This window comes from Sphingomonas sp. SRS2, assembly GCF_000971055.1.
Classification (GTDB): domain Bacteria; phylum Pseudomonadota; class Alphaproteobacteria; order Sphingomonadales; family Sphingomonadaceae; genus Rhizorhabdus.
Window position 1 is genome coordinate 1 of sequence record NZ_LARW01000045.1, and the last position, 15886, is coordinate 15886.

The following is a 15886-nucleotide window of genomic DNA, read 5'->3' on the forward strand; positions in this document are numbered from 1 at the left end:
GCGCGGGGCAATCCGGGACCGATCTCGAATGAGCCGCGATTCGATTGTCCCTGCGCCGCTCCAGCATGTGCCTTGGCGAGTGCTTGCGCTCGTGGTGGGGATCGCCGGCTTCGGGCTCGTCGTGCTCTATTCGGCCGCGGGTGGCAGCCTGACGCCATGGGCGATGTCGCAGGGCATCCGCCTGACGATCTTCATCGGCCTGGCAATACTTATTTCCTGGGCGGGTGAAGAGCGCCTGAAGATGGCCGCCCTGCCCACCTATGGGGTGCTGGTCGTGCTGCTTCTCGCGGTCGAGCTGTTTGGGTTTGTCGGCGGTGGCAGCCGTCGCTGGCTCGATCTGGGCTTTATCCGGTTGCAGCCTTCCGAATTGATGAAGCCTGTAATCGTACTCGCAGTTGCACGCTTCTACGATCTGCTGCCCGCGAGCGAGATCCGCCGGTGGAGCGCGGTTTGGCCCCCCGCCCTGCTGATCGGCGTGCCGGCCCTGCTGGTCCTCGTACAGCCCGATCTGGGCACCGCGCTGATGATCGTCGGCGGCGGTGTCACCGTCGCTTTCCTCGCGGGGCTGCCGCTGCGGCTCTTCGGCGGCGCGGCGCTGGCGATCGCCGCCGCCTTCCCGATCGCCTATTCGCTGATGCATGGATATCAGCGCGACCGGATCGAGATATTCCTGAACCCCGAAAGCGACCCGCTCGGCACCGGCTATCACATCATCCAGTCGAAGATCGCGATCGGATCGGGCGGTATCTTCGGCAAAGGATTTCTCGGCGGGACCCAGAGCCACCTCGACTATCTGCCAGAACGCCATACCGATTTCGTCTTCGCGACGATGGCCGAGGAGTGGGGATTGGTCGGCGGGGTGTTGCTGATCCTCGGCTATATGCTGGTGATCCGCTGGGGCATGCGGGTCGCGGGCCGGGCGCGCAGCCGCTTTGCCCGACTGACCGCCGCAGGCCTTGCGACTACCATCTTTTTCTACGTTGCGATCAACCTGATGATGGTCATGGGCCTTGCGCCAGTTGTCGGAATCCCCCTGCCGATGGTCTCGTTCGGCGGTTCGGCGATGATGACGGTGCTGATCTGTCTCGGCATGCTGATGGCGATCGACCGCTCGCCGCGCCGGACCTGAAAAATTAATCCTCAAGACGGTTTACATCGCGCCCGGCCCGATGCTAAGGGCGCGCCTCCACGACGGGAAGCCAACACCCGACAGACGGATAAGTGGACGCATAGCTCAGTTGGTAGAGCAGCTGACTCTTAATCAGCGGGTCCTTGGTTCGAGCCCAAGTGCGTCCACCATTTTTCAAAGACTTAGCGCTCATTAGCAAGTCGGAATTCGCACCAAGGTAGCACGCTAGGTAGCGGTCGCTGTGCGATGGCGTGAGACGTTTTCGCGCCGATCTGAGTGTCCGTTGCACGCTCACGATCGGTACCGATGTCGGATGTTGGGCCGCTTGCTGCCCGGCTGCGGACGGCCGCAACTGGGCCTATTCCGTTGAAAAACTCGGCCTTGAAGTAGCGTTTGTCCTGATTCAATCGTCCTGGATTAGCGGAGACGAGCCGATGATGGGCGAGCGGACGGTGGCGCAGGAGGGACTGTTCTATAGCTTCAGCCTGGAGCGGCATGTGCCGTCGGACCATCTGCTACGTTCAATCGACCGGCTCGTGGACCTGTCGGACATTCGCGAACATCTGCGGCCCTTCTACAGCGAGACAGGGCGGCCCTCGATCGATCCGGAGCTGATGATCCGGATGCTGATCATCGGGTACTGCATGGGCATCCGCTCCGAGCGGCGGCTATGCGAGGAGCCCAGCGCAGAATGATCGAGCGGACGCAGGAACGCTTCGGCATCTGGCCAGAGCGCCTCGTAGCCGATACTGCCTATGGCTCGGCGCCCAACCTGGCCTGGCTGGTCGAGGACATGAGCATCGAGCCCCAAATACCGGTGTTCGACAAGTCCGCCCGGAACGACGGCAGCTTCGAGCGCGCCGACTTCGTCTATGACCATGAAGACGACAGCTATATCTGCCCGAGTGGCCACCGCCTGCGACGCTCCAATCGCAACTTCAGCACACCACGCAGCGGTGTCGATAAGGACGGGTCGATCCGCTATCGCGCGCGTCAGCAGGACTGCCAGAGCTGCGCCTTCCACCAGCGATGCACGCCCAACATGCCCGCTCGCAAGGTCACCCGATCGATCCACGAAGGCGCGCGCGACCTAGCCCGCGATATTGCAACCACCGACGCCTATCTTGTGTCACGCCGCCAGAGGAAGAAGGTCGAGATGCTGTTCGCCCACCTCAAGCGCATCATGAAGCTGGATCACCTGCGCCTGCGAGGCCCAAATGGCGCAAAAGACGAGTTCCACCTAGCCGCAGCGGCTCAGAACCTCCGCAAACTCGCAAAGATAATCCCGATGCCAGCAACCGCACTGACCTGATCGGCATAGGACGCCCCTGACATCCATCACGGAGCGTAGCTCCCAACGACCCCACAGCCGACTTTTTCAACGGAATAGGGCCGATAGCCAACTTTCTGCTGTGGGCTGAAATCTAATGTTAGCGGACCCGCAACCTCTTTGAACTGCTGCTGCGCGCCATTTCCGTGACATCCTGAGGGTAATCCTTCAGCAGTTCGGCTTCCAGCGCCTTGTAGTGGTTGGGCTTCGGGTAGCGTGACGGCAGATCGAGATCGACGGCGTCGTCGTCGAACAATCCTATGCAGTGCCCATTCCCGAGCGTGCGGACATAGAGCGTCTCGGAATTCGTGACCGCGGCAAGCCGGTCGGCAGTTTCGGAATCCACGTATTTCAGATAGCTGTTGTGCACGACGGGCAGGTGATACCCGTCCGAACTGTTTTCCAATGCGATCTTCCAATTGCCGTCATAGGTGAATTTATGAGCGCCCAGGATCGCCAGCGGCCATCCCGCCGACTGCTTGTTGAACAGGTCGATCCAGGGTTTGGCTTCGCCCAGAAAGTCAGAGAGCGATTCCGCCTCGTCATTCATAGTCGCAAACCAGAAGCCGCCATATTGCTCCGCGCGAACCTGCTGCAGCGGAAAATCGGCACGATCGAAATCCTCACCATAGCCTTCCGCTGAAGGAACGCCGATCAGCTTGCCGCTCAGGTTATAAAGCCATCCATGATAGGGGCACCGGAACCGAGGGGTCTGGCCCTGCTCGACCTCGCACACGGCTGCAGCGCGATGCCGGCAGCGATTGAGCATCACATAAACCTTGCCGTCGATATCGCGCGTGGCGATTACGGGCTGCCGGCCGATCACCGTGGTCTTGAAACTCTTCGGTTCGGCAATTTCGCTTTCATGCGCAACCCAGACCCAGCCGTTTTCAAATATCCTCTTGATTTCCTCGTCAAAAATCTCCGCGTTCGTGTAAAGCGAGGCATGAATGCTGTCATTTTCAACAAGATCTTGGAAATCCATTTCCGAGCTCCCAATATTACACTAGTTATCCAGACCCATCAGAGTTCTTCCCACGCGCGCCTGGATGCGGCCATATTTCCAAAGCCGTGAATCCCCGACGGCCGTATCGCGAAACAACCCGCAGATCTTGAAAACCGAGTCCAGATCAGGCACGTCGGCAATGATATAGGCGGTCCACGGCCATCCCTCACTCGGTCCCACCATCATCTGATCGTCGTCAAAGCTTGCGATGATCTTTGCACCGAAGGTTTCCTGAAATTTTCCCAGCGTCTCGATAAATATATCCAGCACGCCTTTTATCTCATCGGATTTCAGATCATGGAAATTCTGTGAGTTCCCAATAAAAAACATCGTTCTAAGCATCGCATTTTCCTGATCGAAGGTTTCATTTCACAAGGAACGTCCGGATTGATCACTCACAATAGGTGGTGCCGGTTTTGCTCAAGCCATGCTCGCAGCGTTTTGGGCTTTCTGCCCAGCAGGCGCTCCAGAATGTCCGATCGATGAAAGGCGAAATGGAACTTCTGCTCGAACGCGAAATATTCCCGGAAGTATTCGTCAGCACCCGGGCCGTATCTTTTTATGAAGCGCGGGCCGAACAGGTCGAGCCAGAACTCCGTCCGGCCCTCGTGGCGAACGCGATCCTGGATGACGTCGCTGACCATATCCGCCACTTCGGCGAAATTCAGGTAATCCGAACCATTGTTGAGGTGGTAGACCTGATCCAGGTGGCGGTCGTCCCGTGACAGGATGATCCTTGCCGCGGCTTCTCCCAGTTCGGCGGAATCGATCCATGTCATGTGGCGCTCGAACGGCATGATCAGCGTTCGACTGGACCGTATGAATTCACCCCACCGGACAAAGTCATCCATCAGGTAAGCGGCGATGTTCAGATATGTGATCGGCAGACCGCTGTCCTCCAGCACCTGCCGGGCCTGCAGATGCTGAATCGCCGTCCCGCGCCCGAAAGCCAGCACACGCTCGGGCACCTTAGCCAGCGTCATCCCTGGAGGATCGCCCAAGATACGAACGATTTGCCGCAACGAGGGGTTTTCCCTCGCCGCCGCAACGACATTCGCCATCGCCCGCTTCTCGTCGAGGAAATCGGGCGTGATAACGAAGGCGCGCGCGATGCCGGAGAAAGCTCGCCGCATGTCCTCGAGCTTCAGATAGTCCGCGCAGATGATCTCGCTGTCCGGAAACGCCTCCTGCATGGCAGTCATGCGCTCCGGCACGCTCGTCGCCAGGCGCAGCGACCGACCGCGCCCCTTGTACTTCATGAATTTCGCCAGAGGCTCGCCGATATGGCCGCCCGCACCGAAGACGAGAATTTTTTCGTCCGTTTCGCCGAACACCTCGCTCCCGGCAGGGCCGGCGTGGTCGGCATGCTGCCGTGACCCCGCCGCATGCGGGGAGGTGCTCCCGGACCGATCCGCGCCGCCGGCCATGTCAGGGGTAAGCTTTCGGAGGCTCAAACCCAAGGAGTATCCGGCCGGCGTTCTCGAAGATCGCGTCGTTCAAGACAGCATGCTGGGTGACCATCATGCTGTCCCGGACATGGCGTTGCAGCGAGTTGCTCAGCCGCGTGGCCGTGGTGCCGCCCAACGTATACATCTGGCGGACGACCTCCGCGGACTGGCTTGCCGCATAGCCCGCCGCCAAGCGAGCAAACGACCGCATCTCGATGGTGGGCTCCCGCCCTGCCCGGATCTCCTCCCATATGATGTCTACATTGTCATAGAACAGCGCGCGCGCTGCACGAAGCTGCGTTTCGGCCCTCGCCATCGCCAGCTGCACATAAGGCCGGTCGGCCGGACGCGACGCCCCTGTGACGGACTGCTTTCCGACCGCGATCTCCCGCATCTCGTCGAGCGCGGCCCTGGCGATGCCCAGATTGACTACCGCGTGATTGAAAGCCGCGAAGCAGACCAGAGGAAAACGATAAAGAGCAGCATCGCAGGATGGAGGACCGCCGCGCACTGCGGACCAATCTTCGTCCACGATCATATCCCTGACGACAAGATCGTGGCTGGCGGTTGCCCGCAAGCCCACGACATTCCAGTTTTCGACGACTTCCGCGCGGTCGGCCGGAAACAACAGCATCATGGGGGCACCGTCCGACCCATCGGCCAGTCCCACGCCAAGCCAGTCGGCGCCGGTGCACCCGCTGGCAAAGCTCCATCGGCCGCCTACCTTCAGCTTGCCGTCGATCCGCTCTGCCCGATGCAGCGGGTAAAGCCCGCCGGCAACTACGATATCCGGGCCATCGGCGTACATCTCGTTCAAGCGATGGGCCGGCAATGCGGCAATATACAATGCCGCCTGCGGGGCAAAGCTGGCGACCCAACCGGTCGACCCGTCCGCGGTGGAGATGGCTTCGATCATCCGCAGTATGTCTGCCGGTTCGCGTTCATCCCCGCCGTGGCGGCGCAGGACGGCCGCGCGATACACACCGACCTTCTTCAGCAAGGCGATGATGTCGGCGGGGATCTTTCCCAGGGTCTCAAACTCGGGCGCACGCTCCCTGATCGTCGCCAAGGCCGCCTGGAACGGCAAGGAGGCGATCAAATCGTCGGGGTTTGCGTTTCCCATTTCCACTGCGAGGCCGGCCGACATAGTGGCTCCTTGAATGTTGATTTTTATGGAGCAGATTTATGCTTCCTGGCCGGGCCAAGCTATAAGAGTTGGCTTTAGTTGCGTTGGATGCGTTGCACTTCGAATAATAGTGAGTGTTCGTTCGGGCCTACGCGCCGAAACTGGGATTGTTATGCGTCAAGGAGGGTTGGCTGCTAATTTAGGAAATGCTGGAACATGAGCGTCTCGAGGCTCGAGCGACATCGCCACGACGGCCTGCTCCAGGCGATCGGATATGATGTAATCCGACTTCGAACGAACGCTCACCAAGCACGCGCTCACTAAGCGTTCAATAAGATCTAAATTATCTGATACCCGTGAAGCACGGCCATAAGGATGAAATGCGAATGCATACCGATTGCGATTCAGACGAGTCTGAGCCTTTAAAGAGAATGGTAACCGGCGATCCCGCGTCTGATCATTTCATTCCGGATGATTATCTCTTCGTCGTCGTCGCCCACACCGCACATCTATACAATGAGAGAATTGCTCAGGCGCTCCGCCCCACAGGCACGGACCGCGCTCGCTGGCGACTTCTGCTGACGCTCTGGCAGGGTAAGCCCCTGAGCATCAAGGAAATCGTGGAAATCACGAACTTCAATCAATCCACCGTCAGCAAGATCATCGATCGCATGAAACGCGATGACTGGGTCAATACAGAATCGCGCCGGTCGGACTCTCGCTTCACCGATATCTCCCTGACCGAACGGGGCCACCAGGTTCTGATCGAGCTCACGAAAGTAGCCTCACGGGAGTACTGGCGCAGTCTGGACGGCGTCTCGGAGAGCGATCTCCAAACCACGCTCAACACTCTGCACAAGATCATGAAAAATATAGCGGCAGTCTGATCGACCTACGTGGCATCTGGAGCCTTTTTACGTTGATGCCCGCTTCCATCAACGTCTGTGCGAGAGCGGGGTTCGGAATCCCGCCCTCGCAAGCCGCTCAACGCTTTACTGTAATCTGCAAGGCGAAGGTCGCTGGCGTGGAAATGTTACCGTACCACGGCCCGCCGGCAAGCAACGGTGTCGTGGACGTGTAGAAGATCTGCTGGTTGGTGAGGTTCTTACCGATAAGGGCCAGTTCCCAGTTACCATTCGATTCCCCGATCGCCACCCTTGCATTCACCAATGCATAAGACTGTCGCTTGGGCGCATTCGCCGAAGGAAGCTGGTTGTACTGGCTGGAGCTGAAATCGACGTAAGGGTTGACCGTCAGATCGAGATTTTCCGACAAGCCGACCTTGTACATGATTGATGCATTGCCCGACCAGACCGGCGCACGCGACGGTCGCGATCCTGCCGGCGCTCCGGCAAACGCTTCAAGAATCCGCGTGTCGGCATATACCACGCCGCCGTCGATGCGCAGTTCCCGAGTGGGCCGCCAGTTCACCGCCGCATCCACACCGCGGCTGCGGACCTTCACGTTGGTGACCGCATTTCCTTGAGGGGTGTTGATGACGTACTGAAAGTCCTTCACCGTCGTGCTGAACAGCGCGACATCCAGCCCCACCCGGCCGAACAACTGTGACTTGACCCCGGTTTCGAGCGTGAGGGCTCGTTCCCCCTCGAATTCGGTCAGAGCCGGATTGGATGGCAGCGTCTGGAAGCCGCCGCTCTTGTTGCCGCGCGAAGCCGAAGCATAGAGAACATTGCGACGGTCTAGATAATACTGGCCCGACACGTTCCAATCAAAATTGTTCTCTTTGCGCTTGATGGTGAATTCCGGGAACGGGGCGAAAATCGCCGTCACCGAACCCGGCCGGATCGTCGTGCGCTCAAAGCGCCCGTCTTTCGTTTCCCGCGTGAGCCGTCCACCCGCCGAAAGCTTGATCTGTTCGCTGAGCGAGGCGTTGCCCTGCAGGAACCCGGAATAGGAATTGACCGTGTGCTCATAGAAGTGGTTGGTCGATCTCGCGCATGAAGCGTCTCGCCGAGCGGAATGTCGATCGCGCCCTCGAACCGGCTGCTATCGAACTTGAATTCCTGCGAGGCACTCACCTCAAAGCCCAAGTCCCTGCCGGGCCGGCGGCTCACGAAGCTGATGGCGCCCAGGGTCGCATTCTTGCCGAGCGTGGTCGACTGGGTTCCCTTGATCACCTCAATGCGCTCAAGGTCGAAGCTCGGCGAAACATAGTCACGCGGATGCGCGGCGTAGATGCCATCGATGAAGCTGGCGACCGAGGCTTCGATCGAGAACACCGCCGTAACCGATCCAAGACCACGGATACGTGGCTCCGCCGACCCGGCGAGGCCCGTCACCACCTGGAAGCCCGGAACGATGCCGCTCAGATCGAGCCCCGTATTGATCCGGCGGCCGGACAGCGCCTCGGGCGACACGACGTTTACCGTCGCCGGCACGTCCGTCACGGTTTCGGACTGTTTGCGCGCCGTCACCACGATAGAGTCGGGTGCATCGTCCACCCTGTCAGCCCCGGGATTCTGTACCTGGGCGTAAGCTTGCGATGCCAGAAGGAGGGCACCGACGGCACTTGATCGTGCCAGAACATGATAAAACCGCGAATTGGCCATTAAGCCCCTCCCTATGATGCTATATGCCAGATGCTGAGCCACCTTTAACGAACCGGCCATTACTAGGACGACGGCGCATCATTAGGATCGCGACCCCGGGGCTGATCGCAATACGAGTTTACTCTAGCGAATATTTCCAGCCTTCAACCATTTGCATCAGGCGGCAACCGGGAAGGTTGTCAGGGACATCCGCAGTTGGCAACTCCAGACAACACCTATCGACGCGCCAAGACCGCACCCTCTATAATTGAGCGATGCCATCCGGTGTCTGCATGCATTCAGGCCGCGCGGCTGGAGTGAATGCATTATTTTCGGGAATACTCCGGAAGATCACGAGGGCTGTAGGAAGATGGACTTCGACATGGCGGCCCTGTCGGCCATCCAGCGCTACAAGTTGTTGACCTCCACGGTGGTGCCGCGACCAATTGCCTGGATCGTTACGCAGGACGCGCAAGCGATCGTCAATGTCGCGCCGTTCAGTTGCTTCAACCTGATGGGATATACCCCCCCGGTGGTCGCCATTGGAATCCAGGCCCAGGACAACGGCGAGGCCAAGGACACCCGTGCCAATATCGAGGCGAACGGCGAAATGGTCGTCAATCTGGTAACGTCATCCGACGTTGAGCAAATGACCCGCACCGCAGCCAATTTCCCCCCTGATGTCGACGAAGCCGAAGCGACAGGACTGCGCCTCACACCGTCGATCACCGTTCGGCCGCCGCGCATTGCGAGCGCACCCGTCAGTCTCGAATGCCGTTTGCATAGCTTGCTGGATGTCGGACCTTCTCAAGCGATCATCATCGGGGAAGTCCTCACGATGCATATCCAGGACCGGTACCTGCTGGACAGTCAAGAATGCCTGGTCGACACCCCCGCGCTGGTATTGGCGGGGCGCATGCACGGGCCAGGCTGGTACGTCCGCTGCGACGCACCTTTCCCGCACCAGCCAACAGGCGCCTCGCGGTGAGTGGCCAACACGACCGCACATCTGGAGCAGGCGACGCCGCCCCGTCCTCCCCCGCCGCCGATCCGAAGAGCGTCAATCGCGTCAGCATCCTGGTCACCGCCCTGTGCTGGTTTGCCCTTTGCGCCGAAGGCTATGACATAGGTGCGCTGGGCGCGGTCATGCCGGCGCTGGTAGACGACAGCGACTGGCGCCTCGGAGCCGCGGCCCTCGGCGCGATCGCCAGCGCCACCCTGGTAGGCATGTTCTTCGGAGCCTATGTTTTCGGCGTGGTGGCCGACCGGCACGGCCGCAAGTTCACGCTGATCACCGGCTTTACCCTGTTCACCGTTGCCAGCGGCCTTGCCGCGATTGCCCCCACCCCTTTCCTTTTCACCGTTTGCCGTGTGCTGGCCGGTCTGGGCGTCGGCGGCATCGTGCCGGTGGTTTCCGCTCTCAGCACCGAATATTCGCCACCGGGCAAGGTGAACCGGCGGTTCACCCTCATGTATTCGGGCTATCCGCTGGGTATTCTGCTTTCCGCGCTCGCCTCTTATTTCTGGCTAGAATCTGCCGGATGGCGCGGGATCATAGCGCTTGGCATCCTGCCCATCGTCATGCTCCCCGTTTTCATCCGCTGGCTGCCGGAATCGATGCTGTTCCTGCTATCCAAAGGGCGTGAGGCCGAAGCGCGGTCCATAGCGGCAAAGCTGGATCTGCCTCTTCCGAAATGGGAGGAGGCCAGTTCGGAGGCATCGGTTTCGCCGGGAGTCAGAGCGCTTTTCCAATCGGGATTTGCAAGAGCCACGATCGGATTCTGGCTGGCAACTCTGTCCGGGATGCTGATGATCTACGGCCTCACCACCTGGCTGCCGCAGATCATGCGCTCGGCGGGCTATGAGCTTGGGTCCAGCATCCTGTTTTTGGGGGCTTTCGCTCTAGGGTCCGCCACGGGCGGCATCATGCTTGGCAGCCTCGCGGATCGTTTCGGCCAGGTGCGCGTCATCATTTGCGCGTTTTGCGGCGCGGGGCTGACGATCCTTGCGCTGTCCACGCCGTGGCCGCAGGCTCTTACCTACTGCATCGTCGCCCTTACGGGCGTGGGCGCGTCCGCCGCCGTGGTGGTGACGGGTTATCTCTCCGCCTATTTTTCACCCACCCTACGCGCGACGGCCGTGGGCTGCGCGCTCAGCTTTTCGCGCGTGGGTGCGGTTTCCGGCCCTTTGCTTGCCGGGCTCATCGCTGAGTACGGCCTTGACGTGAAATGGAATTTCTACCTGTTCGCGACAACGGCGACCCTCGCCGGACTGTTCATGCTCCTGGTGCCGGCGCGCGCCTCTTCCCGCATTGGCCGCAATGCACATCCGGATGTCATGGAGGCCCTATGACTGACCTTGCGAAGACGCTTGCGGATACCTCTCGCCGCACTGAAGGCTTGCAATTCGATGGCGATGCCTGGGGCACGACAGCGACCGCACTGATCGATCGTTTCGCACCTTCCGAGAGGCTCATTCCTGTCATGCTGCAGCGCCAGGCTGCCATTGACGGAGGTGGCCCGCTTTGGATCGGCGGCACAAATTACAGCTTTTCCGATCTTTCAGAACGCGCAGCCGCGATGGCCGCAGTCTTGCGCGATGCTGGCATAGGCCAGGGCGATCGCGTGGCTATCCAGTGCGGCAACCGCATAGAGTTTCTCGACATCTTTTTCGGCTGCGCCTGGATCAATGCCGTTGCCGTGCCCGTCAATCGCGCCGCCCGCGGCCAGCAATTGCAGCACGTTCTGGCAGACAGCGGCGCGACCCTGTTCGCGGCGGATAGCGATGGCGTGGCCGCGCTTTTCGAACTGGATCAGCAGGCGTTGTCCATAAGGACAGTCTGGCAACTCGATACCGAATGCGAATTCACCGCTCCCCGCCCCTGGACCATGGCATCGCTGCCGCCCCTGGGCGCAAAGTTTGCGCCGTGTCCGACCACGTTGCCATCGGACACGGCGGCGATCCTCTATACGTCGGGAACGACCGGCCCCTCGAAAGGCGTTTGCTGCCCCCATGCGCAGTTCTTCTGGTGGGGCTTGCTGTCGATCGACACGCTGGAAACCCGCGCAGATGATCGGCTTCTGACCACCCTCCCGCTGTTTCATTCAAACGCTTTGGGCTGCGTGTTCAAGGCAATGCTGAGCGGCGCCAGCCTGAGCGTTCTCGAACGTTTTTCAGCCAGCAACTTCACGGCCGAACTGCGCAGGCACGGGGCGACGATGACCTATCTGCTGGGGGCCATGGTTTCGATCCTTCTCTCGCGGCCCGTGTCCGAAACGGACCGCGATCACCCGTGCCCAAGGGCCTTCGTGCCGGGTGTGTCGGAGGCTCTTGCCGAACAGTTTCTCGACCGCTTCGGCATTGCCGCCTTCGACGGCTATGGATCGACGGAAACCAACTTCGTTATCGGCGACCGCCCCGGCACCGGACGCCCTGGCAGCATGGGCCGCATCAGACCGGGTTTCTCGGCGCGCGTGGTCGACACGGACGACAACGAACTCCCCCCCGGCGTTGCGGGCGAACTGGTCCTGAGGTCCGACCTGCCTTTTGCCACGTCGACCGGATATTACGGGCTGCCCGCAGCAACAGTCGCCAGCTGGCGCAACCTGTGGTTTCACACCGGGGACCGGGTGGTCTGCGATGCTGACGGCCGTTTCTCTTTCGTGGACCGGATCAAGGACGTGATCCGGCGCCGCGGAGAGAATATTTCCGCCTTCGAGGTCGAACAAGTCCTGCTTGCCCATCCCGACGTCGCGAATGCCGCCGTCTATCCGGTAAGCTCGGAGTTTGGCGACGAAGAAGTCATGGCCACGGTCACTCTGCGCGAAGGCGCGCAACTCGCCGCCCGCGAACTGCTCGATTTCTGCGTTCCCCGGCTGACATCCTTTGCCGTGCCCCGATATCTGGCATTCGCAAATGAGCTGCCCTTGACGGAAAATGGCAAGATCAAGAAATACCGCCTGCGCGAGGAAGGCATCACCGCCGCCACTTGGGATCGCGAGGCCTGTGGCCGCACCGGCAAGAGCACTCAGCCGAGGCCCGCCGCTTGAGGATGCCGCGCGACTATGACGGGGTTGCCGTGACGTGCCCGGTGACCGTGCCCTATGCGCGGCGGAGCGACCGTCATGCGCACTGGTTCATCGGATCCGCCTTGCGCGGCCTGCTCCAGCGCAGCGGGCTGGCGAAAGCGGATATCGATGGGTTCTCGGCCTCATCTTTCACGTTGGGACCGGATACCAGCATTGCGCTTACCGAGCATTTCGGGATGACGCCGCGCTGGCTGGAATGGATTCCCACCGGCGGCGCCAGCGGCGTCATGGCGCTGCGGCGGGCGGCGCGGGCCGTGCAGGACGGCGATGCCGAGATCGTCGCGTGCATAGCGGGCGATACCGCGAACGAGGGGGTCTTCGAGGATTTGCGCCGCCGTTTCAGCCGGTTCGCCAGCGAGGCCGTCTATCCCTTCGGCGCTGGCGGTCCCAACGCTGTTTTCGCGCTGATCACCGATCACTACATCCGCCGGTTCGGCGCCACGCGAGAGGATCTTGCCCGGATCGCGCTGGCGCACCGCGCGAACGCGATCGGAAACCCGAACGCGCTTCTGGGGCAAAAGCCGCTGACCCTGGACGACTATCTGAACGCGCCTCCCATCGCGACGCCGCTGCACCTGTTCGACTGCGTGATGCCATGCGCGGGGGCTGAAGGCTTTCTGGTGATGAGCGTCGAGCGCGCCAAGGCGCTGGGGCTGCCCTATGCGACCATCCGCGGCGCGATCGAACGACATAACGCCTTCTCGGACGATCCCGTCGCCGTGCAAAGCGGCTGGGCGATGGACCGCGACCAGCTCTGGGCGCAAGCCGGCGTCGAGCCGTCGGCCATCGACTGCGCCCAGCTTTACGACGACTATCCGGTTATCGTGATGATGCAGTTGGAGGATCTTGGCTTCTGCGAAAAAGGAGGTGCGGCGGCCTTCATCCGCGAACAGGGGATCACTGTCGACGGCAGGCTGCCGATCAACACCAGCGGCGGACAACTCTCATGTGGACAGGCCGGCGCCGCGGGCGGCTTTCTGCCGGTAGTGGAGGCCATTCGGCAGATAACCGGCGAAGTCCTGGGGCGGCAGGTCGAAGGGGCGCGGCTCGCGCTGGCGAGCGGCTATGGAATGGTGAACTTCGACCGCTGCCTGGCGACCGCCGCCGCAATCCTGGAAGGTCAGCGATCATGATCAGACTGCAAGTCTGTCTTGAATGCCAGCAGCGCCAATATCCTTTGCGCGACCTATGCCGCGCATGCCTGAGCGACAAGCTGGCCCTCATGGACGATGCCGGCGACGGCCGGCTGCTGGCACGAACCGTCCTGCATCGCTCATCCGAAGCGGAGTGGCAGCAAGCCCTCCCGCTTGCACTGGGCACGGTAGATTTGACGTCCGGCGCCCATCTGATCTGCTTCCTGGCGGCCGATGTGCAACCCGGCGAACCCGTCAGGGTCAAGGCAGGCCCCGATCCTCTGGGCCGACAATCCCTGACCGCACATCGGATCTAACCCGCCCGCGCAAGCCGCGAAAGCCAGCGACAGAGGAGAACCAATGCCGAAGATCCCAAAGGTGGAGCGCCACTTCGTCACGACGCGCCGGGCATCACTCCATATCGCGGCGGCGGGCGAAGGCGAGCCGGTCCTGCTGCTGCACCAGACCCCCCGGTCCTGGGATGAGTTCCGCGAGGTCCTGCCGCTGCTGGGCTCACGCTATCGCGCGATCGCGATGGACACGGTGGGTTTCGGGGATTCTTCCGCCTTGCCCGCCGACGAGAATTCCATCGAGAGTTGGGCGGAATGCGCGATCGATCTGCTCGATGCGTTGCATATCGAGCGCGCCGCTATCGTCGGTCATCATACGGGCGCGGCAATTGCGATGGAAATGGCTGCTGCGTCCAGTCACCGGGTCTCCGCCCTTATACTGTCCTCCCCTCCGCTGGTCGATGCGGCCCGGCGCGCCCGCACCGCCGGGAAACCCGCCGCGATCGATGCTTTCACACCCGCCCCGGACGGCAGTCACCTGACCGACCTGTGGAGCCAGCGGCAACCTCATTATCCCGAAGGCGCGGCCGCGCTACTGGATCGCTATCTTATTGATGCGCTCAAGGCGGGTCCGCTGGCCGCCGAGGGGCACCGGGTCGTCAATCGCTATGTCATGGAGCCCCGCCTGAAGCGGATCACCTGTCCGACCCTGGTGATCGGCGCAGAACATGACCACCACGCCAGCCCGGCCGAGATCGCAGCCGCGATTCCGGGCGCCAGGCAAATCGAAATTCCGGGCGGCATGATCCCGCTGCCCGATCAGAAGCCGACCGCCTTTGCCGAAGCGATCCTCGCTTTCCTCGATACGCTTCAGGAGATACCGCGATGACACAGCCCTCTGCCATTTCGCAGCACGGCAGCAATGAAAGCGCCTCAGATATGGTCCTGACGCCACCGCCTGCTCTGTCGATCGAAGAACAGGCCGCCATCTTCGCCAGGGCCCGTCGGCAGGCCAGCGGTTTCCCGGATTATCCCGGATCGCCGCCATTGAATCTCGACGATTCCTACGCGATTCAAAGCGCGGCCACCGCGCTCTGGCCCGATCCCGTGGCCGGGTGGAAAGTCGGGCGGATCTTACCGGAGCTTGCCCAGAGCCTGGGCGAGAAGCGGTTCATCGGACCGATTTTCGCGACGCAGATCGGAACTGCACGCAAGGATACGCCCTTTCCCGCCATAGAGGGCGGCTTTGCCGCTTTTGAGGCGGAACTTATCATTACCGTCGCAAGCGACTGTCCTCCCGAGAAGTTTGACTGGACGATCGAACAAGCGCTTGAGGTGGCCGGAGCGATGCATATCGGCGTCGAGATCGCAGGTAGTCCTCTCGCCTCGATCAACGACCTGGGCTCGTTCGCGACGATCGCGGCGTATGGCAACAATAATGGCCTGATCGTCGGCGCCGAAATCGTGGGCTGGCGCGATCGACCACTGGACTCCATCGGCTGCACAACGCGCATCGGAAGTTCCGTGGTGGGGACCGCCGCAGCGTCGGTTATTCCCGGCAGCCCACTGGGCGCATTTGCCTTTGCTCTCGGTCAGGCCGCTCGCCTTGGCCTGCCGCTTCGCAAGGGCATGCAGATATCGACCGGCGCGCTGACGGGCGTCCATACCGTGACGATCGGGCAAAGCTGCAATGCCGATTTCGGAGCGGACGGGCACATTACCTGCACGGTCGTCGCGGCCCAGCCCACCGGGTAGCGCCACCACAGGGCAGTCACGCCAATCACGGC

At 61.4% G+C, this 15886-nt stretch carries 15 protein-coding genes, 1 tRNA gene and 1 pseudogene; 11 read left to right on the forward strand and 6 right to left on the reverse strand.

All coding sequences use genetic code 11. The features are described from left to right. Nucleotides 1–28: 28 nt before the first annotated feature. The 3 genes and pseudogenes from rodA (at nt 29) to WP12_RS01935 (ending at nt 2441) form a co-directional block, all read left to right on the forward strand. Nucleotides 29–1129 (forward strand): rod shape-determining protein RodA, encoded by a 1101-nt coding sequence (gene rodA, locus WP12_RS01925; protein ID WP_046192088.1) that lies wholly within the window; start codon nt 29–31, stop codon nt 1127–1129. Between the two features lie 94 nt (nt 1130–1223). Further along, nucleotides 1224–1299, forward strand: a tRNA-Lys gene (locus WP12_RS01930). Between the two features lie 264 nt (nt 1300–1563). After that, nucleotides 1564–2441 (forward strand): annotated as a pseudogene (locus tag WP12_RS01935) (transposase). A gap of 118 nt (nt 2442–2559) precedes the next feature. On the opposite strand, the gene WP12_RS01940 reads toward WP12_RS01935, so the two are convergent. The 4 genes from WP12_RS01940 to WP12_RS01955 form a co-directional block, all read right to left on the reverse strand. Then, nucleotides 2560–3444 (reverse strand): aromatic ring-hydroxylating oxygenase subunit alpha, encoded by an 885-nt coding sequence (locus tag WP12_RS01940; protein WP_052730157.1) that lies wholly within the window; start codon nt 3442–3444, stop codon nt 2560–2562. Nucleotides 3445–3465: 21 nt separating this feature from the next. Continuing rightward, nucleotides 3466–3807, reverse strand: a complete 342-nt coding sequence (locus WP12_RS01945) for a hypothetical protein (protein WP_046192089.1) — start codon at nt 3805–3807, stop codon at nt 3466–3468. A gap of 53 nt (nt 3808–3860) precedes the next feature. Next, complete coding sequence (locus WP12_RS01950; protein ID WP_160299121.1) at nt 3861–4799, reverse strand: NmrA family NAD(P)-binding protein; 939 nt, start codon at nt 4797–4799, stop codon at nt 3861–3863. A gap of 94 nt (nt 4800–4893) precedes the next feature. Then, on the reverse strand, nt 4894–6060 hold the full coding sequence (locus WP12_RS01955) for an acyl-CoA dehydrogenase family protein (protein ID WP_046192091.1): 1167 nt from the start codon (nt 6058–6060) through the stop codon (nt 4894–4896). Nucleotides 6061–6470: 410 nt separating this feature from the next. On the opposite strand from WP12_RS01955, the gene WP12_RS01960 reads away from it, so the two are divergent. Continuing rightward, nucleotides 6471–6926 (forward strand): MarR family winged helix-turn-helix transcriptional regulator, encoded by a 456-nt coding sequence (locus tag WP12_RS01960; protein ID WP_046192092.1) that lies wholly within the window; start codon nt 6471–6473, stop codon nt 6924–6926. Nucleotides 6927–7023: 97 nt separating this feature from the next. Here WP12_RS01960 and WP12_RS01965 read toward each other — a convergent pair whose 3' ends face one another. Beyond that, complete coding sequence (locus WP12_RS01965; protein ID WP_160299123.1) at nt 7024–7941, reverse strand: TonB-dependent receptor domain-containing protein; 918 nt, start codon at nt 7939–7941, stop codon at nt 7024–7026. Beyond that, nucleotides 7827–8609: a TonB-dependent receptor plug domain-containing protein gene (locus WP12_RS01970; RefSeq protein WP_046192094.1), complete on the reverse strand. Its 783-nt coding sequence runs from the start codon at nt 8607–8609 to the stop codon at nt 7827–7829. Before WP12_RS01970 ends, WP12_RS01965 begins: the two co-directional genes overlap by 115 nt. Nucleotides 8610–8958: 349 nt before the next feature. On the opposite strand from WP12_RS01970, the gene WP12_RS01975 reads away from it, so the two are divergent. The 7 genes from WP12_RS01975 (at nt 8959) to WP12_RS02005 (ending at nt 15854) form a co-directional block, all read left to right on the forward strand. Beyond that, the gene (locus WP12_RS01975) at nt 8959–9576 is read left to right on the forward strand and encodes a flavin reductase family protein (protein WP_046192095.1); all 618 of its coding nucleotides are present in this window, start codon (nt 8959–8961) and stop codon (nt 9574–9576) included. Next, nucleotides 9573–10940: an MFS transporter gene (locus WP12_RS01980; protein ID WP_046192096.1), complete on the forward strand. Its 1368-nt coding sequence runs from the start codon at nt 9573–9575 to the stop codon at nt 10938–10940. The genes WP12_RS01975 and WP12_RS01980 overlap by 4 nt, the downstream gene beginning before the upstream one ends. Continuing rightward, nucleotides 10937–12637 (forward strand): ATP-dependent acyl-CoA ligase, encoded by a 1701-nt coding sequence (locus tag WP12_RS01985; protein WP_084690921.1) that lies wholly within the window; start codon nt 10937–10939, stop codon nt 12635–12637. Before WP12_RS01980 ends, WP12_RS01985 begins: the two co-directional genes overlap by 4 nt. A 215-nt stretch (nt 12638–12852) precedes the next feature. After that, entirely contained in the window at nt 12853–13809 is a 957-nt protein-coding gene (locus WP12_RS01990) for a thiolase family protein (protein WP_235398885.1), read from the forward strand. Nucleotides 13810–13898: 89 nt separating this feature from the next. Beyond that, entirely contained in the window at nt 13899–14126 is a 228-nt protein-coding gene (locus WP12_RS01995; RefSeq protein WP_235398887.1) for an OB-fold domain-containing protein, read from the forward strand. A gap of 43 nt (nt 14127–14169) precedes the next feature. Next, nucleotides 14170–14988, forward strand: a complete 819-nt coding sequence (locus WP12_RS02000; RefSeq protein WP_046192098.1) for an alpha/beta fold hydrolase — start codon at nt 14170–14172, stop codon at nt 14986–14988. After that, entirely contained in the window at nt 14985–15854 is an 870-nt protein-coding gene (locus WP12_RS02005; RefSeq protein ID WP_152663858.1) for a 2-keto-4-pentenoate hydratase, read from the forward strand. Before WP12_RS02000 ends, WP12_RS02005 begins: the two co-directional genes overlap by 4 nt. The last annotated feature ends 32 nt before the right edge of the window (nt 15855–15886 follow it).